Source organism: Halococcus thailandensis JCM 13552 (assembly GCF_000336715.1).
GTDB classification, from domain to species: Archaea; Halobacteriota; Halobacteria; order Halobacteriales; family Halococcaceae; genus Halococcus; species Halococcus thailandensis.
Genome location: NZ_AOMF01000145.1, coordinates 23,040 through 41,583, shown reverse-complemented (window position 1 = coordinate 41,583; position 18,544 = coordinate 23,040). Strand labels below are relative to the sequence as shown.

27 protein-coding genes are annotated in these 18,544 nt (G+C 66.5%); 14 read left to right on the top strand and 13 right to left on the bottom strand.

Translation table 11 applies throughout. The annotated features are described in order from the left end of the window. Positions 1–73 precede the first annotated feature (73 nt). Positions 74–343, bottom strand: a complete 270-nt coding sequence (trxA, locus tag C451_RS07020) for a thioredoxin (RefSeq protein WP_049913029.1) — start codon at positions 341–343, stop codon at positions 74–76. 94 nt (positions 344–437) lie between these two features. Here trxA and C451_RS07015 point away from each other — a divergent pair, with 94 nt between their 5' ends. From C451_RS07015 to hisE, 4 genes are read left to right on the top strand one after another with little or no spacing between them, the layout of a single operon-like run. Continuing rightward, a complete protein-coding gene (locus C451_RS07015; RefSeq protein WP_007739198.1) occupies positions 438–599 on the top strand; it encodes a preprotein translocase subunit Sec61beta in 162 nt (53 codons plus the stop codon). A 36-nt stretch (positions 600–635) separates the two neighbouring features. Further along, positions 636–1,226 (top strand): pyridoxal 5'-phosphate synthase glutaminase subunit PdxT, encoded by a 591-nt coding sequence (gene pdxT / locus C451_RS07010; protein ID WP_007739196.1) that lies wholly within the window; start codon positions 636–638, stop codon positions 1,224–1,226. A gap of 37 nt (positions 1,227–1,263) precedes the next feature. Then, positions 1,264–1,722 carry a bifunctional nuclease family protein gene (locus C451_RS07005; RefSeq protein WP_007739194.1) on the top strand — a complete coding sequence of 153 codons (459 nt, stop codon included), beginning with the start codon at positions 1,264–1,266 and terminating at the stop codon, positions 1,720–1,722. Further along, on the top strand, positions 1,719–2,027 hold the full coding sequence (gene hisE / locus C451_RS07000) for a phosphoribosyl-ATP diphosphatase (protein WP_007739192.1): 309 nt from the start codon (positions 1,719–1,721) through the stop codon (positions 2,025–2,027). The genes C451_RS07005 and hisE overlap by 4 nt, the downstream gene beginning before the upstream one ends. Before the next feature lie 3 nt (positions 2,028–2,030). Here the strand turns inward: hisE and C451_RS06995 are convergent, their stop codons facing one another. After that, complete coding sequence (locus C451_RS06995; RefSeq protein ID WP_007739191.1) at positions 2,031–2,381, bottom strand: DUF5518 domain-containing protein; 351 nt, start codon at positions 2,379–2,381, stop codon at positions 2,031–2,033. 90 nt (positions 2,382–2,471) lie between these two features. On the opposite strand from C451_RS06995, the gene C451_RS06990 reads away from it, so the two are divergent. From C451_RS06990 to C451_RS06975, 4 genes are all read left to right on the top strand, one after another. Continuing rightward, positions 2,472–3,419 (top strand): NOG1 family protein, encoded by a 948-nt coding sequence (locus C451_RS06990; RefSeq protein WP_007739190.1) that lies wholly within the window; start codon positions 2,472–2,474, stop codon positions 3,417–3,419. A 90-nt stretch (positions 3,420–3,509) separates the two neighbouring features. Further along, positions 3,510–4,814: an APC family permease gene (locus C451_RS06985; RefSeq protein WP_007739189.1), complete on the top strand. Its 1,305-nt coding sequence runs from the start codon at positions 3,510–3,512 to the stop codon at positions 4,812–4,814. A gap of 50 nt (positions 4,815–4,864) precedes the next feature. Beyond that, positions 4,865–5,242 (top strand): DUF7532 family protein, encoded by a 378-nt coding sequence (locus tag C451_RS06980; protein ID WP_007739187.1) that lies wholly within the window; start codon positions 4,865–4,867, stop codon positions 5,240–5,242. Then, positions 5,239–6,003, top strand: coding sequence for a hypothetical protein (locus C451_RS06975; protein WP_007739186.1), 765 nt, complete (start codon positions 5,239–5,241; stop codon positions 6,001–6,003). Before C451_RS06980 ends, C451_RS06975 begins: the two co-directional genes overlap by 4 nt. Positions 6,004–6,033: 30 nt before the next feature. Here C451_RS06975 and C451_RS06970 read toward each other — a convergent pair whose 3' ends face one another. Beyond that, positions 6,034–6,999: an ROK family protein gene (locus C451_RS06970; protein ID WP_007739185.1), complete on the bottom strand. Its 966-nt coding sequence runs from the start codon at positions 6,997–6,999 to the stop codon at positions 6,034–6,036. 75 nt (positions 7,000–7,074) lie between these two features. Between C451_RS06970 and C451_RS06965 the strand changes: the two genes are divergently transcribed. Further along, entirely contained in the window at positions 7,075–7,827 is a 753-nt protein-coding gene (locus tag C451_RS06965; RefSeq protein ID WP_007739184.1) for an SDR family NAD(P)-dependent oxidoreductase, read from the top strand. Position 7,828: 1 nt separating this feature from the next. Here C451_RS06965 and C451_RS22595 read toward each other — a convergent pair whose 3' ends face one another. The 4 genes from C451_RS22595 to C451_RS06950 all read right to left on the bottom strand — a co-directional run bounded on the left by C451_RS22595 (position 7,829) and on the right by C451_RS06950 (position 10,421). Then, positions 7,829–7,984, bottom strand: a complete 156-nt coding sequence (locus C451_RS22595; RefSeq protein WP_161605853.1) for a hypothetical protein — start codon at positions 7,982–7,984, stop codon at positions 7,829–7,831. A 455-nt stretch (positions 7,985–8,439) separates the two neighbouring features. Then, positions 8,440–9,105, bottom strand: a complete 666-nt coding sequence (npdG, locus tag C451_RS06960) for an NADPH-dependent F420 reductase (RefSeq protein WP_007739183.1) — start codon at positions 9,103–9,105, stop codon at positions 8,440–8,442. Between the two features lie 42 nt (positions 9,106–9,147). Continuing rightward, on the bottom strand, positions 9,148–10,023 hold the full coding sequence (locus C451_RS06955) for a TIGR01548 family HAD-type hydrolase (RefSeq protein ID WP_007739181.1): 876 nt from the start codon (positions 10,021–10,023) through the stop codon (positions 9,148–9,150). Beyond that, positions 10,020–10,421 carry a UPF0146 family protein gene (locus C451_RS06950; protein ID WP_007739177.1) on the bottom strand — a complete coding sequence of 134 codons (402 nt, stop codon included), beginning with the start codon at positions 10,419–10,421 and terminating at the stop codon, positions 10,020–10,022. Before C451_RS06950 ends, C451_RS06955 begins: the two co-directional genes overlap by 4 nt. 66 nt (positions 10,422–10,487) lie before the next feature. Here C451_RS06950 and C451_RS06945 point away from each other — a divergent pair, with 66 nt between their 5' ends. Next, complete coding sequence (locus C451_RS06945) at positions 10,488–11,006, top strand: archaemetzincin family Zn-dependent metalloprotease (RefSeq protein WP_007739174.1); 519 nt, start codon at positions 10,488–10,490, stop codon at positions 11,004–11,006. A 40-nt stretch (positions 11,007–11,046) separates the two neighbouring features. Here the strand turns inward: C451_RS06945 and C451_RS06940 are convergent, their stop codons facing one another. From C451_RS06940 to C451_RS06930, 3 genes are read right to left on the bottom strand one after another with little or no spacing between them, the layout of a single operon-like run. Then, the gene (locus C451_RS06940) at positions 11,047–12,336 is read right to left on the bottom strand and encodes a hypothetical protein (RefSeq protein ID WP_007739173.1); all 1,290 of its coding nucleotides are present in this window, start codon (positions 12,334–12,336) and stop codon (positions 11,047–11,049) included. Between the two features lies 1 nt (position 12,337). Then, positions 12,338–14,161, bottom strand: coding sequence for a ribosome biogenesis/translation initiation ATPase RLI (locus C451_RS06935; protein ID WP_007739168.1), 1,824 nt, complete (start codon positions 14,159–14,161; stop codon positions 12,338–12,340). Further along, positions 14,161–14,463 carry an EMC6-like membrane protein gene (locus tag C451_RS06930; protein ID WP_007739167.1) on the bottom strand — a complete coding sequence of 101 codons (303 nt, stop codon included), beginning with the start codon at positions 14,461–14,463 and terminating at the stop codon, positions 14,161–14,163. Before C451_RS06930 ends, C451_RS06935 begins: the two co-directional genes overlap by 1 nt. A 166-nt stretch (positions 14,464–14,629) precedes the next feature. Between C451_RS06930 and C451_RS06925 the strand changes: the two genes are divergently transcribed. Continuing rightward, positions 14,630–14,902: a winged helix-turn-helix domain-containing protein gene (locus C451_RS06925; protein WP_004051487.1), complete on the top strand. Its 273-nt coding sequence runs from the start codon at positions 14,630–14,632 to the stop codon at positions 14,900–14,902. Between the two features lie 38 nt (positions 14,903–14,940). On the opposite strand, the gene C451_RS06920 is transcribed toward C451_RS06925, so the two are convergent. From C451_RS06920 to C451_RS06910, 3 genes are read right to left on the bottom strand one after another with little or no spacing between them, the layout of a single operon-like run. Beyond that, positions 14,941–15,933: a mechanosensitive ion channel family protein gene (locus C451_RS06920; RefSeq protein WP_007739159.1), complete on the bottom strand. Its 993-nt coding sequence runs from the start codon at positions 15,931–15,933 to the stop codon at positions 14,941–14,943. Beyond that, on the bottom strand, positions 15,933–16,181 hold the full coding sequence (locus C451_RS06915; RefSeq protein ID WP_007739157.1) for a YhbY family RNA-binding protein: 249 nt from the start codon (positions 16,179–16,181) through the stop codon (positions 15,933–15,935). Before C451_RS06915 ends, C451_RS06920 begins: the two co-directional genes overlap by 1 nt. A gap of 31 nt (positions 16,182–16,212) precedes the next feature. Next, complete coding sequence (locus C451_RS06910) at positions 16,213–16,488, bottom strand: ribonuclease P protein component 4 (RefSeq protein ID WP_007739155.1); 276 nt, start codon at positions 16,486–16,488, stop codon at positions 16,213–16,215. An 88-nt stretch (positions 16,489–16,576) separates the two neighbouring features. Between C451_RS06910 and C451_RS06905 the strand changes: the two genes are divergently transcribed. The 3 genes from C451_RS06905 to C451_RS06895 all read left to right on the top strand — a co-directional run bounded on the left by C451_RS06905 (position 16,577) and on the right by C451_RS06895 (position 18,509). Then, positions 16,577–17,623, top strand: a complete 1,047-nt coding sequence (locus tag C451_RS06905) for a glycosyltransferase family 4 protein (RefSeq protein ID WP_049913032.1) — start codon at positions 16,577–16,579, stop codon at positions 17,621–17,623. 156 nt (positions 17,624–17,779) lie between these two features. Then, on the top strand, positions 17,780–18,100 hold the full coding sequence (locus C451_RS06900; RefSeq protein WP_007739152.1) for a toxin-antitoxin system TumE family protein: 321 nt from the start codon (positions 17,780–17,782) through the stop codon (positions 18,098–18,100). Beyond that, a complete protein-coding gene (locus tag C451_RS06895; protein WP_007739148.1) occupies positions 18,081–18,509 on the top strand; it encodes an HVO_A0114 family putative DNA-binding protein in 429 nt (142 codons plus the stop codon). The genes C451_RS06900 and C451_RS06895 overlap by 20 nt, the downstream gene beginning before the upstream one ends. Positions 18,510–18,544 lie beyond the last annotated feature (35 nt).

Here is an 18,544-nt window from a genome sequence, read left to right as displayed (position 1 = left end):
TGGTCGTAAAATAGCTGCTGTGTGATGAAACCGGGCCGACGACTGCCGATCCCGCACCGAGTCGTGTCCCGAGTTACGCGCCGGCCTGTTCGAGCGCGCTCTCGATCTCCTCGCGCTGGGTGACACCGATGAACCGCTCGACGACGCCGTCGTCGTTCTCGACGACGAGCGTGGGGATCGATCGCACCTGGTACTCGTTGGCGATCTCCTGCTCCTCGTCGACGTCGATCTTCTCGAACTCGACGCTGCCGTCCATGTCCTCTTCCAGCTCCTCGAGAATGGGGTCTTGGGTCTTGCAGGGACCGCACCAATCCGCGTAGAAGTCTTTCAGTCGAACACTCATGTTCCGGCCAGAAGTAGGCGCGTGGCGCTGATAAGCGTTTCCCACCCCGTAGCCACGACGAAAGGTTTAGGCCTGCAGCAGCCACACAGGAGCCATGAGCAGCGGCGACAACTCCGGCGGACTGATGTCGAGCGCCGGACTGGTGCGATATTTCGACGCCGAGGATCAGAACGCCATCCGACTCGACCCGAAAACGATCGTGGCCTTCGGCGTCGCGTTCGGTATCATGATCATCGTGCTCCGCATCGCACTGTAACACCGCGCTTTTTTCGCCGGGCGGCGTAGCCACGACATGAGCTTCACCGCCGGCGTCGTCGCTGTCCAGGGCGATTTCAGGGAGCACGCGGCGGCCATCGAGCGGGCGGCCCGTGCCCACGGCGAGCGCGTCGATCCGATCGAGATTCGCTCATCGGGAACGATCCCCGACTGCGATCTTCTCCTGTTGCCCGGCGGCGAATCGACGGCGATCTCGACTCATCTCCAGCGCGAGGGGCTCGCCGACGAGATCGTCGCCCACGTCGACGCGGGCAAGCCGCTGCTCGCGACCTGTGCCGGTCTCATCGTGGCCTGTGCGGACGCTGGCGACGAGCGCGTCGAGAATCTGGATCTCATCGATGCGACCGTCGAGCGCAACGCCTTCGGCCGCCAGCGCGACAGTTTCGAGACCGACCTCGACATCGGGAATCTCGACGAACCGTTCCCGGCGGTGTTCATCCGCGCGCCGCGCATCGACGAGGCGGGCGACTGTGAGGTGCTCGCGACGTTCGATGGTCAACCGGTCGCGGTGCGCGATGGTCCCGTTGTCGGAACGGCGTTCCATCCCGAACTCACCGACGACGCACGGGTTCACGGGACGGCCTTCTTCGATCGGACGAACGGGTAGTGACAGGGCTTTTGATCGCTCGCGCCCTCCAGCGGGTATGAACGCCCACATCGACGCTGTCCGCATCGCGGGCACGCCCTCCGGTCCCGTCCCGGTGGTGCTCCTCGCTGTGGACGGCGAGGCCGACTATCTGCCGATCTTCATCGGCTTCGACGAGGCGTCGGCCATCGCCCGCGGGATGGACGCCGTCGACATCGGCCGGCCGCTCACCCACGATCTCCTGCTCGACGTCGTCGAGGAGCTCGGCGGCCGGGTCGACAGTGTGGTCGTCGACGCCATCGAGGAGAACGACGAGGGCGGAACGTACACTGCCGACCTCCACGTCGAGACGCCCCGCGGCGAGCGCGTCATCGACGCACGACCGAGCGACTCGCTCGCGCTCGCCGCCCGCACGAACACCCCGATCGAGCTCGATCCCGCCGTCTTCGAGGAGGGCCGCCGCGAGCGCGAGGCGTTCGACGAGCTCGACGACATCCGCGAGGTGGCCGACCTGTGAGCGAAAAACCTGCCGAACAGCGATCGGAGACCGTCCTCGACGAACTCGCGGCGGTCATCGCCGACCGACAGGAGGAACTGCCGGAGGACTCCTACACCGCGTCGCTGTTCACTCACGAAAAGGGTGAGAACGCCGTGCTCGAAAAGATCGGCGAGGAGAGCACGGAGGTCGTGCTCGCGGCGAAGGACGATGACGACGCGCTCGTCGCCGAGAGCGCCGATCTCGTCTACCATCTGCTCGTTCTGCTGGCGATGAAGGACATCAGTCTCGACGAGTTGCGTGCAGAACTGCGCGAACGGCGCTGAGACTCAGAGCGCGCCGCCGATCGCCCCCGCGATCGCGCTCGGGAGGGCGAGCACGAGCGCGAGCGTCACGCCGATGACGAGCACGCTGCCACCGAGCAGACCGGCGAAGCCGAGCGTGGCGTCGAACACGCCGACGAGCGCCGTCACGAGCACCGCGACGATGATCCCGCCGAGCGCACCCGCGAGCAGGCCGTGCCAGAACCCGCTCCCGAACCCGCCGCCGGCGACGTAGCCTGCAGCGAACCCGCCGACGAGTGCGGCGAACAGCTGGCCGATGACCGGGACGATCCCGCCGATGATGCTGAGCACGAGTTCGATGAGGAAGCCGATTCCCACGGCGCGCCAGTTCGTCATGCGATCGCTACGCAGGGCGACAGTAAAGCCGTGGCGGGTCTGTCGGCGGCCGACTGACGCGCTTTTACGTACGTGCGCAGTACGGCCTTCATGATTTTCGAAGACATCCCGACCACGCCCACCGACGAGGAGCTGGTCGACCGGGCGTTCTCGCGGGCGACCCGCGCCGGGCGGGCCCAGTCCGGACTCGACGCCCAGGAGTCGATGCTCCAGACCGCGGGCAACATCCTCTCGGACAACCTCGAAAACGTCGTGACGAGCTGGCCGGATTTCGACACGCTCGATCCGTTCTACTACGAACTCGCCGACGCGATCGTCGACGTCGACGCAGTACGAAAGAGTCTCTCGAACGTCGGCTGGGCGAGCAATCAGACCGACGAGATCAAGCGCGAGTACCAGGGCCGACTACGTGGTGACGTCGAGACGGCGCGCAAACTCAGGAAACAGGCGTTTGCCCGGCTCGCGGACGTCGTCGAGGAGGTGAGCGAGGATCTCGAACGGCTCGGCGCGGCCCGCGACGAGCTCAAAGTGCTCCCCGACATCAGACCCGACGAGCCGACGATCGTCGTCGCGGGCTTTCCGAACGTCGGAAAGTCGACGTTCGTCAACCACGTCACGAACGCACGCCACGAGACCGCCTCGTACCCGTTCACCACGACGCGGATCGGCGTCGGCCACTTCACGCGCGAGCACATCCGGTATCAGCTGGTCGACACTCCAGGGTTGCTCGATCGCGAGCACGAGGAGCGCAACGAGATCGAGCTCCAGGCCGAGAGCGCGCTGGCTCACGCTGCCGACACCGTGCTCGTCTTCGTCGACGCGAGCGGGGCCTGTGGCTACCCGCTCGACGACCAGCTCGCGCTCCGCGACGCCGTCCGCGAGCGCTTCGACACGCCGGTCGCGACCGTCTGTACGAAGGCCGATCGCTCGCGCGATCTCGACGCCGATCACTACCTGAGCGTCGAAGACGACGAGGGGATCGAGGAGCTGCTCGATTCGGCGGTCGAGATGGTGGGGTACGAGCCCGAACTGCCCTGAATCGACGATTCGGCCGACCGGTAGGCGATCGAGCAGGACGTCGGACGCATCGATCCAAACCGACAAGCGCGCTGCCTGCCACCGTCCGGCATGGCAGACGAGATCGGGTTCGTCGAGTCGCTATCGATGGCGGTCGGCGGCATGGTCGGCGGCGGCATCTTCGCAGCGCTCGGCGTCGTCGCGATCACGGCCGACACCCTCGCGTGGCTCGCGTTCGTCGTCGCGGGGATCATCGCGCTCTGTGCCGGCTACTCGTTCGTTCGGCTGAACAGTCTCACCGACGGCCACGCGGGGCCGATGACCTACGTCGAGCAGTTCACCGGCAACACGACGCTCGCGGGGATGCTCGGCTGGACGTTCGTCATCGGCTACGTCGGCACGATGTCGCTCTATTCCTACTCCTTTGGCGGCTATTTCGCCGATCTCGTCGGCATCGAGGCGATCTTCGGCGTGCCGCTACGGCCGCTGATCACGCTCGCGGCGATCGCGGTCTTCGTCGGGCTGAACACCGCCGGCGCGCACGCCTCCGGGCGCTCCGAGGAGCTGCTCGTCGGGCTCAAGGTACTGATCCTCCTGGTGTTCGGCGTCGGCGGCATCTACTACGGGTTCGTCAACGGCGAGCTCAGCGCCGGGTTCGAGAATATCGGTGCCGGACCGGTCATCGCCGCCGGCGTGGCGTTCGTCGCCTTCGAGGGCTGGGAGCTGCTGCTGTTCGATCAGGAGAGCATTGCGAACCCCGAAAAGACCGTCCGTAACGCGATCTACGTCTCGATCGTCGGGGCGACGCTGCTGTACGTGCTGGTCGCGATCGTCACCACCAACCTCGTGCCCGCCGCGACGATCCAACAGCAGCCGGACACGGCGCTGGCGATCGCCGCCAGGCCCTTCTTCGGGGCGGCCGGCTTCGTGTTGATCTCGGTTGCGGCGCTGTTCTCGACGGGGAGCGCGCTCAACGCGACGCTGTTCAGCACTGCGCGCCTCTCGAAGAAGATGGTCGCCGACGACTTCCTCCCGAACCAGCTCCGGGGCGATGCGGACGGCGAACCGATCCGCCCGCTGCTGGTCGTCGGCGTACTCACGGCGGGGCTGGCGGTTCTCGGCAGCCTGAACGCCATCAGCTCGTTCGCGTCGCTCTCGTTCATCGTCATCTTCGGCTCGATCAGCGCGCTCGCGGTGACACAGCGCGAATCGGTGCTGACGACGGTCGTCCCCGCGGTCGGCGCGATCGGTGCGGGGGCGGCCGCCACCGCGCTGCTCTATCACCTCTTCACCAGCGAGTTCGACACGTTCGTCGTCGTGTGCGCGCTCGCCGTCGGCGTGATCGCCGTCGAGCTGCTCTACTTCGAGCGCGATCGGATCGAACACGAGGTCAGCAGCGCCGAACAGCGACTGTAGTCGAACCCCGCGATCGGTGGGTTTTCGACTGCGAGCCGCCAACTGCGAACATGCACTTCGACCAACGGACGCAGCGCGCGCTTTCGGAGGCAGGGCTCTCGACCGACGAGATCGCGGCGGTTTCGGACGCCGTGGTCGAAGCGACCGATCGCGACGCCGACCGCCTGGAGGAATTCTTCGCCGGGCTCGATACCGTGTACTCCGACATGGATCGAGCCCACAGCGCGAGCGAGTTCCCCGAGCACACTGTCGACTATCTCGATCTGTTCACCCACGCCGACGACATCCGGGGCTACCTCCGCTTCGACACGTGGGGCGTTCCGGTCGAGGGCGGGCGCGTGCTCTCCGAGGAGGTCGTCGAACTCTCGCTCGGTCCCACGGTCGACGGCCGCGTGCGCTTCGCCGCCGATCGCGAGACGCTGCGGTGAGCGACTCACCCACCGACTCGAACCGTCAGTGGGTCCGGATCGACGAGGAGGTCCCGCGCTGGGGGCTCGTGAATCGCCCGCTGACGACCCGGCGCTCGCGCGAGATCGTCGTCGGTCCGGACGGCAACGACGACGATCCAGGAACCGAGGACGAGCCGCTGGCGACGATCCAGGAGGCGTTCAATCGGCTGCCGATCTTCGTCCAGCACGACACGACGATCCGCGTACGGCCAGGTAGCTACACCGACGAGGGGCCAGCGATCCACACCGGGCCGATCGTCCAGAAGGCCCAGTGCACGCTCCGGCTCGTGGGCGACGTGGAGGAGCCGGAACGCGTCGACGTGCGCTCGGGCATCAACTCGACCTACCAGGGCAAACAGCTCCACTACACCATCAGGGGGATCGCCTTCGACGGGCTCTCGCAGTTCGCCGGCCCGGTCGATCTCCGGGACTGTGTGTTCAGCGGCAACGGCGACGCGGCGATCAGCGGGAAGAACGGCCACGTCTTCGCCAAGCGCTGTCGGATTGGATCCTCGGAGGACCGCTACGCGATCTGGAGCACGCTGATGGAGTCCTACGGATTGGTCGACTGCGATCTCATTGCGGGCGAGGTCGCGATCAAGGCCAACGGACCGGGTACCCACCGACTGGCGGCCAACTGCACGATCGACGCCCCGACGGCGTTCGACGCCGACTCGGGATCGATTATCACCTACGGCGACGCGCTCTACGTCGGCGGGCAGCGCTACACGCCGGACTGAATCAGGGAAGAGGGTGCGAACCGCAGAGACTCACTCGTGGCGGTCGATGTCGCCGGTGCCGCCGGTGAGCGCGCTCGCGAGCGCCCCCTGGACGACCACGTCGTCGCCGAACTCGGTGAGGCGGATCTCGGGGACGTTCGTCATCACCAGCCCGTCGAGTCGCTCGCGGATCGGATCGACGACGAGCGTCTCGTTGTTGAGCGCGACCGCGCCGCCGATCGAGATCACCAGCGGCGCGTAGGCGTGGACGAGGTTCGCCACCCCGAGCGCGTTCCAGTCGGCGAGGCGCTCGACGACGTGCTCGGCGAACGAGTCGCCCTCGGCGTGGGCGAACACGTCGGCGGCGTCGAACCCATCGCTCTCGATCGGGACGGCGGTGGCGGGGCGGTCGGCTGTCGTCCAGAGGCGGCGGGCGTAGGCGGGGATGTTCGCGCCCGAGCAGTAGGCCTCCCAGTGGCCGTCGTGGCCGCAGCCACAGGTCATCTCGCCGGCCGGATCGACCGTCAGATGGCCGACCTCGCCGGCGTTGCCGTCCCAGCCCGAGAGGATCGAGCCGTCGACGGCGATGCCCGCGCCGATGCCCGACGAGATCGTGAGGTAGGCCATGTCGTCGGGGTTGCGTTCGGCGTGATAGCGCTCGCCGATGACGCCGGCGGCGACGTCCTTGTGGAGACGGATCTCGTCGGTTTCGAGGAGATTCGAGACGGGTCCGCGCAGCGGCACCTCGCCGACGGGAATGTTCGTCGGTTCGACCAGTCCTTCGGTGAGGTCGAGCCGTCCGGCGGCGGCGATGGCGGCCGCAGTCGTCTCGGAGGGCTCGACGCCTGCCGCCGCCGACGCCTCGCGGAGGCAGTCCAGGATCGCCTCGGTGACGGCCAGTCCGTTCGGGCCGCGCGGGGCTGCCTGCCGGTGACTACCCAGTACGTTGCCGTCGGCGTCGCCGACGACCGCCCGGACGTTCGTCCCGCCGAGGTCGACGCCGGCGTAGGTCGCCATACACGCACAACTGTGGCCGTCGGCTTAGTCGCCCTGATTCGCGCGCGCCGCGGGCGGCGATGCTAAATCCCCGGGATGCGAAGCGAGCGCGTGATAACACCGGATCTCTCGGGGCGGACGGCGCTGGTGACGGGCAGCGCGAAGGGCGTCGGTCGCGAACTCCTACTTTCGCTGGCCGACTGTGGCGCGTCGGTCGCCGTCCACTACAATACGAGCGACGAGGAAGCGCAGTCGGTCGCCGAGCAGGCCGCCGAACTGGGCGTCGAGGTCACGATCGTCCAGGGCGACGTGACCGATCCCGTCGCGGTCGACGAGCTGTTCGATGCAGTGGAAGACGAGCTGGGTGACGTCGATATCCTCGTGAACAACGTCGGCGCGTTCGCGCCCAGTCACTGGGAGGAGATCTCCTTCGGGACGTGGAATCGTGTGCTCGAAACCAATCTGAATGGAACCTACCTCTGTTCGAAGCGCGCGCTGCCGGGTATGCGTGAACGCGAGTGGGGGCGCATCGTCAACGTCGGCTACGCGAGCGCCGATCGCCTGCTCGTCAGCCCGAAGAACTTCCCCTACTTCGTCGCCAAAGCCGGGGTGATAATGTTCACGCGGATGCTCGCGGCCGACACGCAGGACGACGGGATCACGGTGAACGCGGTCTCGCCGTACGTCGTCGAGAATTCGGAGGTGTTTCCCGACGACCTCCCGCGCGGACGGCCGGCGAACTTCGACGACATGGCGCAGGCGATGCGGTTCTTCCTCGACGAGGACAGCGATTATCTAAGCGGTCAGAACGTCGCGGTCGACGGCGGCTGGCGGCCCGAACGGGTCTGATCTACTGGTCGCTCTCCTCGTCGAAGTGCGTGCTCGTACGGTCGTCGGTTTGGCGGCGCATTCCGATCCAGAGGCCGATGGCGAAGGTGGCGATCGCGGCGACGACGAGCACGATCGGCTGTGCGTGACTGAACCCCAGATGGAGCAGTGCGTCCATGTCGCGCACGTCGGCGCAGTGTGCAAAAAGTCGTCCGGTCGGTTGGAAGTCGGCGGCCGCTGGCCGCGGTGCGGCGCGGTTTGCGGTCTGCGGTCGCGGGGGCGAGCACAGACACAGGAATGGACGCTTGCCTGGTGGATGAAGGGCGAAGCCGCGAGTGGAACGAGCGGCTGAGGGCTTCTGCGGTGCTGTGCGGAAACGGCGTGTCCGCGCGAGTGTAGCGAGGTTCGACCGAAGGGAGAACCTCGAAAGCGAACGGAGAACGCAGTGAGCCGTGAGCAGCGAGCGCGGTTCACGAGAGACGCGAAGCGTCTCTCTGGCTCTCGTTCACTCCCTACGGTCGTTCACGAGAACACTGCGAACGAGCGGAGCGAGTGAGCAGGAGTTTTTAGTCCAGGTTTTTGCGACGAGTGTTCGCCGGAGGCGAACCCGAGTCGTAAAAAAGTGGAGGCCCTTCACTTGAAGGATACGCCGAGATCGGCGAGGGAATCGTTGTTCGTCGCGACGTTGATGAGCAGCGGCGTCAGACTCTCGACCTCGCTGGCGGCCGCGAGCGGGCCGGCGTCGAGCGCGCGGATGCCGTCGATGCCGTCGGCGAGGCGTTCGATGGTGGCCTTCGCGTCGGCATTGTCGCCGACGACGAGCACGTCCCAGTCGAGAGAGGCGTCGAGGTCAGCGAGGCGGCCGGCCGCGAGGTTGTGGAAGGCTCCGACCACGGGCGTGTCGTCGGGGGCGGCCGCGGCGGCGAGCGCGGTCACGCTGCCCGCGCTGGGTGGGTTGTAGTTCATCGTGCCCTCCTCGCGGCGCATGCCGACGGCGGGGCTCACGAGCACTGTGTCGTCGAGATTGTCCTCGATCGTATCGATCGTATCCGAAAGGTGGTAGGCCGGCACGCAGAGGACGACGACGTCGGCGCGATCGGCGGCCATCGCGTTGTCGAACCCGTTGATCTCACTCTCGACGTCGTGACGACCGAGTTCGTCCTCGTACTCGGCCGCGTGCTCGCGGGCCTTCTCGGGATCGCGCGAGCCGACGACGACCTCGTGATCGGTGTCGCGGGTCAGCCGGAGGGCGAGCCCTCGCCCGATATCGCCCGTGCCGCCACAGAGTGCGATGCGCATACCCGATGCTCGTCCGAACGTCGAATAAACGTTCGTGTCCCGTCACTCGTCGGCCAGGGTTTCGGGGAGGGCGTTGACGTCGTCGAGCACTGCGTCCGCGCCGACACTGGCGAACTTCTCGCGGCCGTCGTCGCCACCGAGACCGCCGGTGAGGACCCCGATCCCGCGATACTCGCGGTCGGGATCGGCGTCGGCGGCGTTGCGCGCCGTGCGAACGTCGTCGAGCGTGTCGCCGGCGAAGACGACGCTCGTCGCGTCGAGGCGGTCGGCGAGCGTCACGAGCGCCGCCGGATCGGGCTTGCCCGGAACGGGGCTGTCCATTGTGAACCGATGCTCGTCGGGGACGTCGAGCCCCACTCGCGAGAGGGCGATGTCGGCCTCGGCGGCCGGCCGGCCGGTCACGACGCCGATGGAGTGATTCTCGACGAGGAAATCGAGCGTCGATCGGTCGGCGAGCACTTGCTCGTCATGAATGAAGCCGTCGCCCGCGATGGCGGGATCGGGCTCGCCATCTTCGAGATCCGCGTACAGGTCGGCACCGAGATAGCGCTGCTGAAAGACGTCGCGCAGTCGCTCGCGGTCCCAGGCCGCGAACGCGCGTTCGAACTCGTCGGGTGCGAGCGCGTTTCTGACGACCGTTTCGGCTCCGGCGAGCCCGCCGCCGGTCGCCGTGATCTCGTCGGTGAACCGCTCGACAGTGTGATCGAGCCCTTCGCCCCTGGCGAGCAGATACAGTGCCGCCGCGCTCGTGAGCTCCCAGTCGTCGTTGAACCCGCCGGCCTCCTTGAACAACTGTATGTCACTCCGATCCAGCGCTCCCTCGTGGACCGTTTCGAGGGTTTCGACGATCGCCCGCCGGTAGGAGTCGGCGACGTCGACGAGCACGCCGTCGATGTCGAGCACGACCGCGTCCGTCACGCGGGTTCGCCTCCTCGATCCGTGGCGCGAAAGAGCGTTTCGCCGGCCGGCAGCGTTTCCGCTTCGGTCGTCACGGCGGGGAACTCGCTCCCGAGGGTCGTGAATCGAAACACGGCCCCGACCGCGCGTGCGACCGCCCGTGTCGGACGGTGGAGCTCCCGCGGGAGGTTCAGCGCGTAGAGTGCGTCGGCGTCGGCGTAGACGTCCATCGCGGGATCGGTGATATCGTCCTGGACGAAGGTGACGTCATCGGGTACGGTGCAGGGGCGAACGTCGGTCGCCGTCACGGCTGTCTCGTCGGCGAGACGGGCGGCGACATCGGTCCGTGCGCCGATGCCGACCTCGACGGGCGAGGCGAAGTCGGCGAGGCGATCGGCGAGCGCGTCCGCACGGGCCACGCTCGGGGGCCGATTTCGGGGGTTCACGTCGGGACGTTTATGATTGGGGCGTCCTAACCCCTTCGCATGCATGTCGACATCGTGCCGGTCGGCGACGTCCCCGCTCCGATCAAGCGGGCGGCCTCGGCCGGACTGCGATCGGTCTACGACTGCGACGTCATGCTCCACGATGCCAGTGCGCTCCCGGACGACGCCTACGACGAGGGTCGCGGCCAGTACCGCGCCGAGGCGTTCATCGAGCTCGCCGGCCACGTCGGCTCCGCGGAGAAGAACATCGCCCTCACGACCGAGGATCTCTTCTACCGCCGCCGCAACTACGTCTTCGGGCTGGCCTACCTCTCCGGCAACGGCAGCGTCGTCTCGACCTATCGCCTCCAGACCGCCGCCGACGGCGGCAGCCTCGACCGCTCCGAGCACGACGTGTTCTCCGAGCGCGTCCGCAAGGAGGTCGTCCACGAGATCGGCCACACCCTCGGCCTCGAACACTGCGACGACGAGCGCTGCGTGATGAACTTCTCGCCGACCGTGCGCGAGGTCGACGTCAAGAACCAGCAGCTCTGCGCCGACTGTTCGACGCTCGTCTGATCCGGCTGCCCGAGATTTGCATCGTCCAGCGCGCCCAGCGCTACCTACCCAGTCGCCGACCTTCGACGACCGCACCAAAGCCACAGAGCAGTCCGCCGACGAGCAGCCCCCACGTGTCGACCCAGTTCGGGATCGAGTAGCGAAGCAGCGTCAGCCCGTAGGCGACCGTATCGCGCAGGGAACTCGTCTCGTTCGTTCCTGAATCGAACCTTTGCGCGTCGGCGGTCGGTTCGCTGCGACTGCCCTCGCCCGATTCATCTTGAGGAATCCGATCGGCGTCGTAGGGAAGTCGTCCGGTCTCGACCGCCCAGACAGCTTCGCCCGAGCCGTCGAGTTCGACGATGCGGTCGTTGTACGAATCGACGACGAGCGTGTTGCCGGTCGTGAGGCGGTCGGCGTCCCGTGGCCAGTCGAGGCGGGCGCTCCCGCCGGCCGTCCATACCGGGGTACCGTTCTCGAACTCCACGATGCGATCGCTCTCCGAATCCGCAACGAGGAGATGGTCGTCGGCGAGGCGGTCGGGGTTGTGCTGGGCGAACAGCGATCCCGCGCTGCCGTTCGGCGTGAAGCGGTTCGGGCCGACGAGCGGCTCGACCGCTATGCTGTCGTTCGCGACGCGTAACTCGACGACCGTATCGAAGTTCCGCAGACTCACCTGAAATCGTCCCTCACCGACTCTGTCGACGTCGTTCAGATGCGTCCAGTCGTCCTCCGGTCCCACGTCGGCGGGTGGATCGTAGGTCGAATTCGCGTTCCACTGCCACTGGATCGTCCCGTCGCGGTCGATGGCGAACACGCGGTCGTTGCCCATGTCGGCGAGCACCCAGCGTGCCTCGCCGTCGGTCGTGTACCGATCGACGTCGTGGAGTTCGTGTTCGTGACGTTCGACGTCGTACCAGCCGTATTGCCACCCCGTCTCGTTGGTTGCCTGGTTCACGATGCGGACGGTGTTGTGGACACAGCCCCGGGTGCCGTCGTCCCGATAGCGTGCGGGACACTGCTCGTCCGGGACGGCGTCCGCACCGGCGATCTGCACGCGATCCGGTCCGAGCGCCTCGACGTCGAAGACGTTCTCGACGGCCGCGTACTCCCAGACGACGGTCCCGTTGGGTGCGAGTTCCAGTGCCCGTCCCTCGTCGTGATAGCCCTGCAGCCCGACGAGCGTGTTCCGCTCCGGCGGGTGCTCGTCGATCGTCACCGTCGACTCGTTCGCGCTCACGAACCCGACGAGCGCGAGCGTGACCAGCACCAGACTGAGCGCGGCGAGAGCCGCGGCGCGTCGCTTCGAGGGGGTTTCGAGTCGCCTGCGGAGCCGTGAGAAGGGTCGCACGTCAGGCCGTGTAGTAGTATTCGCCGGCGCGCTTCTGCTCGCGATCGAGCTGGCTGCCGGGTTTGTTGATGCGGGGCCGACCGACGCGCTCGTCGCGGCGGAAGGTCACGTCGAGATCCGCGAGGAAGCGGTTCATCCCCTCGCGCATGCCGACGGGCGGGCTCGCGTGGCCCGAGCGGGCTGGTTCGCCGTCGAACACCAGCAGGCGGTCGGCGAGCAGGTCGATCATGTACGTATCGTGATCGATGACCAGCGCCGTCGCGTCGTGGTTCTCGGCGTACCGGCGGATCGCCGTGGTGGCCCGGACGCGCTGTTCGACGTCGATGTGGGCCGATGGCTCGTCGAGCACGTAGAGGTCGGCGTCCTCGGAGAGACAGGCTGCGATGGCGACGCGCTGGCGCTCGCCGCCCGAGAGATCGGTCAGGTTCTGTTCCATCACCGAATCGAGCTGGAGCGGCTGGGCGATCTCGGTGTCCCAGTACGACGAACCGAAATCGTTCGTGATTGACGAGAGGAACGCGTCGACGCGCATCGGCTGGTCGATCTCGATGTACTGGGGTTTGTACGAGACGTCGAGGTTCGCGTCGAGACTGCCGGAATCGGGGTCGAGATTGCCCGCCAGTAGTTCGGCGAACGTCGACTTCCCGATGCCGTTCGGGCCGACGACGCCGAGCACCTCGTTCTCGTGGATGGTGCCGCCCTCCACAGTCAAGGAAAACTCGCCGTCGCCGTAGGACTTCTCGATGGCGGGATACTCGACGAGCGCGTCGCCCGCGGAGACGCTCCGCGGGGCGTGTTCCTCGAACTCGATGGCGTTCGGCCGGATACGCATGTTCTCGTTTTCGAGATAGCCCGAGAGATACTCGTTGATGCCGTTTTTGACCGATTTCGGCGGCGTGATCACGCCGTACGCGCCGGGTTCGCCGTAGGCGACGTGGAGGCTGTCGGCGAGCAGATCGAGGATCGCCAGATCGTGTTCGACGACGAGCATCGAGCGGTCGTCGCCCGTGAGCTCGCCGATGAGCCGTGCGGCGGTCATGCGCTGGCCGATGTCGAGGTAGGGCGTGATCTCGTCGAGGAAGTAGAAGTCGGCGTCGCGGGCGAGCGTCGCCGCCAGCGCCACGCGCTGGAGCTCGCCGCCGGAGATCGAGTCGATCGGCTGGTCCATCACCGGGCCGATCGAGAGCCGCTCGATCAGTTCGTCGAGCACGCCGCGCTCGTCGGTCTGGGCGAGCAGTTCTCGGGTATTGCCGTCGAACCGTTTCGGGATCTGGTCGACGTACTGGGGCTTTCGTGCGACCGTGATCGCCTCCTCCTGGAGCCCTTCGAGGAAGCTCTGAAGCTCCGTGCCGCGGAACTCGTCGAGCACGGGTTCCCAGCCGGCCGCGCCGTCCCAGTCGCCGAGGTTCGGCGTGATCTCGTTGGCGAGGATCCTGACGGCGGTCGTCTTGCCGATGCCGTTCGGGCCGAGGATGCCCGTCACCTTCCCGGCTTCCGGTGCCGGGAGGCCGTAGAGCGAGAAGGCGTTCTCGCCGTAGCGGTGGACGGGTTCCTCGTCGAGCTCCTGCGGGAGGTTGATGATCTCGATGGCGTCGAACGGACATTTCTCGACGCAGATACCGCAGGTCTCGCCCAGACAGAGCTCCTCGGAGATCGAGATCTGGTCCGGATCGCCGTCGTAGCGGTCGTCGTCGTAGCGCTCCTCGCGAGTGACGATGCATTCCTCGCCCGTCCGATTGGGCGGGCAGAAGTTCGCACACTCGTAGTTACAGCGATCGGGTTGACAGCGGTCGAGATCGACGACCGCGATGGAATCGTCGGCCATCAGAAAGTGGTGCCGGTGGTGAGGAGGATCGTCCAGGTCACGAACCAGAGCGCGAACGTCATGAACGCGATGTAGACGTTGTCCTTGATCGAGAAGTCGTCGACGTCGACCCCCAGCAGCCCGAGGAGCGGCAGCTGGACGAGGATCGCGCCGGCGAGCGGGTAGAGGCCGGCGGTGTCGGTCGCCCCGCTCGCGACCACTGCGGAGATGAGCCCGGCCGCAATGCCCGAAAGCGACGTGACCGAGGAGACCGTCAGACTCCGGAGATGGTCGGCCCGCGCGTCGGCTGTCTCGGTCGCCATACGAACGCTACCGACCACGCGCTCAAAAGCCGTTCGCTCTCGGCGCTGGCCCCGCCTCGCTGACCGCTCGGACGCCCGCCTGCCGCCGTCCCGACACGCCCACAGACGGCCGAGCGTGCAGGGGCAGACCACGGTTTTATGCCCCTCGCGCACATCTACTCGGACGATGAGTGACTCCGACGAAGAGCGCCTCGTGGACCTGCCGCCGAGCGCGAAACTCGTGTTCAAGGTGCTCGAATACAACGGCACGCTCACCCAGAAGGGGATCGTCGAGGAGTCGATGCTGTCGGCACGAACGGTCCGCTACGCGCTCGAACGGCTGGAGGAGATCGAGGTCATCGACGAGGACGTCTACTTCGCCGACGCCCGTCAAAACCTCTACGAGATCACGGCCGCGCCGACCGTCGAGGGCGAGACCGACGCACTCGCCGACGACTGAGCCCAGTACGAACCGTTCGTTGCCGACCGTCTCGCCGACTATCGATCGACCGAATCGATCCTGACCGCCGGGTTCTGGCCGTACTGCCCCGCGAGATCGATCTGCGGGTCGGGCATGTCGATCCCCGCGGCGTCGAAGCGGTTCTTGACGGCCGTCACGTACTCACCGCGCGTTTTCAGGTAGTCGCCCCGGTTCGGGTCGGCGATCCAGTAGCGCGAGGTCAGTCCGACGTACGAGTCGGCGAGCGCGCCACGGTCGGATTCCGACGATTCGGTCATCCGTACCGTCGGTGCGGGGTCGTCGAGGATATCCTCGTGTTTTTCGGCCTCTTCGAGGATGATGTCGGTCGCCTCCTCGATGTCGTCGTCGTAGCCGATGCCGAAGTTGAACTGCAAGCGGAGCTCGTCCTTCGCGACGGGGTTCTTGATGACGTCGTCGGTGAGTACCGAGTTCGGCACCGTGAGCAGTTCGTTGTCGAAGGTGCGCACTCGCGTCACCCGGAAGGTGATGTCTTCGACGATGCCGGCGTAGGTGCCCTCGTCCCACTCGATCCAGTCGCCGATGCGGAACGGCCGATCGATGTAGATGAACATGCCGGCGACGAAGTTCGAGAGGCTGTCCTGCAGCGCGAGACCGATCGCGAGCGTCGCCGCGGCACCGATGGCCGCGAGCGAGGTGAGTAGCTGCCCGTAGCCCGCGATGTTCAGTGATGCGGCGAGCGCGAGAAAGCCCATGACCAGCTTCGTCAGCCGGAGCAGCGGCGTCTTCTCGTGTTTGTCCAGATCGCGGCGGTTCAACAGCCGACTCACGAACGGGACGATCGTCGCCCGTCCGAGCGAATAGAGCACGAACAGGGCAATGACGAACGTGATGATCGCGCCGAAAACGTCGGAGTAGGGGATGCCGAACTCGTGGAGCAGTTCGCCGATGGGTCCCTGTTCGGGGTTCGAGATGACCTCGGAGACGTTCGAGCCGTTCGGCGTCTCCACCGGCACCTGCTGGGCGACCCAGCCGGAGTAGCCGACGGCCATCAGTGATAGGTCGCCGTGTTCCCGCGCGTTTCTACGAGTTCCGCGCCGACCCGCTCGCCGAGCGAGCTGGCGAGTTCGTCGGTCGTCGTTCCGCCGCGGGCCGCCCGGAGGAACTTCACCTTCACCAGCTCGCGGTCGTCGAGCTGGCTGTCGAGTTCGTCGGCGACGCTTTCGATACCGCCCTTTCCAACGCGCAGCGTGGCGTCGACGCCGTGGGCGCGCTCCCTGTGCGATCGGTCGTCGGTCATGGCCAGTCGTCCTCGCGCGGCGCAGGTAAGACTATTCATACGGATAGCGCGCCTGCGTGCCACACCCGCAGGTGATCACGACGTGGCCGTCCTGCGTACGGACTCGGCAGTTCCGGCCCGGTCGGAGATAGCTGTCGCAGGCGTCACAGGTGAACCGTTCGAACCGCCGCGGGAGCGACCGACGATTGCGCTCGGCGATCCGGCGGGCGAGCCTGACGCACTCGCGGGCGCGGTCGTCGTGGCCCGCACGCGCCGCCTCTCGGGCGAGAGCGTGCAGGCGATCGATGCGTTCGTCGGCGAGCGTCATGGCGGAGTATGAGACCTTCACCGGCGAGCGGTATGCGTTTTGTCTTCCGTTTCGGTGGGCTTTTTCTCCCGGCCGACGCGCTCTCGGTGTGCGCGCGCTCAACTACCTCGAACTCGAAGGCCCCCTCCAGCGCAGCGGCTGGGGCACCGCCGCCGCCCAGCAGCGCGCGGCGCTCGCCGACACCGATATCGACGTCGTGACCTCGCCGTGGCGCGACGACCTCCTCTCGACTGCTCGCTCGATCGCGGCGGGCGACGGCGCGTTTCGGGATTTCGATCTCGCCCACTGCAACGCGCCCGGACCCGGCAGTCTGGCGGTCGCGCGCCACGCCCATCAAAACGACATCCCGCTCGTGCTCCACGCCCACATGACCGCCGAGGACTTCGGCGAATCGTTTCGCTTTTCGTCGGAGATCGCGCCGCTGCTCGAGCGCTATCTCCGGTGGTTCTACTCGCAGGCCGATCTCGTGCTCTGTCCGAGCACGTATACGAAGAACGTGCTCGAAGCCTATCCCGTCGATGCACCGATCGAAACGATCACCAACGGCGTGGATATCGACTCGCTCGCGGGCCACGAGGCGCTTCGCGAGGAGTATCGCGACCGCTACGATCTCGACGGGATGGTCGTCTTCGCGCTCGGCAACGTCTTCGAGCGCAAGGGCCTCACCGATTTCTGTCGGCTCGCCGAGAGCACGGACTACGATTTCGCCTGGTTCGGCCCCTACGACACCGGCCCGCAGGCCTCCCCGGTGGTGAAGCGCTGGACGCAGAACCCACCGCAGAACGTCACCTTCACCGGGTGGATCGACGACAAGCGCGGCGCGTTCGGGGCTGGCGACGTCTACCTGTTCCCGACGAAAAACGAGAACCAGGGGATCGCGGTGCTCGAAGCGATGGCCTGCGGGAAAGCCGTAGTCCTCAGCGACATTCCAGTGTTCGAGGAGTTCTTCACCCACGGCGAGGACTGTCTGAAATGTTCCAGCCGCGCCGAGTTCCGCGAGGCGCTCGACCGGCTATCGGACGATCCCGGCCTCCGCGAGCGGTTGGGACGGAACGCGCGCGAAACGGCGGCCGAGCACGGTCTCGAACGGGTGGGTGACGAGCTTTCGCGCATCTATCGCGACGTCACCGTCTAACTTCACTCGTCGAAGCGGCGAGACCTGTTCATGTATGCCTTGCCGATCTCCATCGTCATCGAACGAACAGTCCAACTCGCTGTTCGGCGGTGCGACCAGCGTCTGTTGGAGGGAACAGCAACACACTTATTTCGTTGTAGTCTATAACAACGGACGATGGACGGGGAGGACGGAGCGACGCAGGTCCTCGACGTGAAAGAGCGATTTCCGGAAAACGGGACGCTCGCTGCCGTCACCGCGTGGCGTGTGCCCGACTCCGATCGCTATCCCAACGGGGTGCGCTACTCCATGCAGTACGGTCAGATCGGGGGCAAAACGATCATCCGGTACGACAATTTCCCGGATCACCCCGGTGCGGCGAAGCACCACAAACACGTCGGCGAGGAAGAGGTCGAAGACGTCGAGTTTCGTGGGCTGTCCTCGCTCTTCCGGCGATTCAAACAGGAGGTACGCACTCATGGCGAACACTGGCCCTAACGACGACGAACTGACGCGCACGATGCACATTCGCTTCGGGCGTGGGAACGCCGACCGCGTCGAGGAGACGCTGAAGGTTCTGGATCGTGGCGAGACGCCCGATCCCTATTTCGAGCGCGTCTACCGCGACGAGGAGAACCTGCATCGCGTGACGCGCCCGCGAAACCTCGAACTGCTCCGAACGCTCGCCAACGAGCAACCCGAGAGCATCCGTGAGACGGCCCGGCTCGTCGACCGTGACGTTCGACAGGTGCATCGCAATCTGACGGAGCTCGAAGAGCTCGGGCTCGTCGAGTTCGACGACGACGGGCGCTCGAAGCAGCCGAGCGTCTGGTACGACGAGATCGCCGTCGAGTTGGAACTGACGACGAACGACGAGACGAACTCGAACGGTGTCGTCGAAGCCTGACGTTTTCATCTTTTCATTACTCTTTGCCCCGGTTG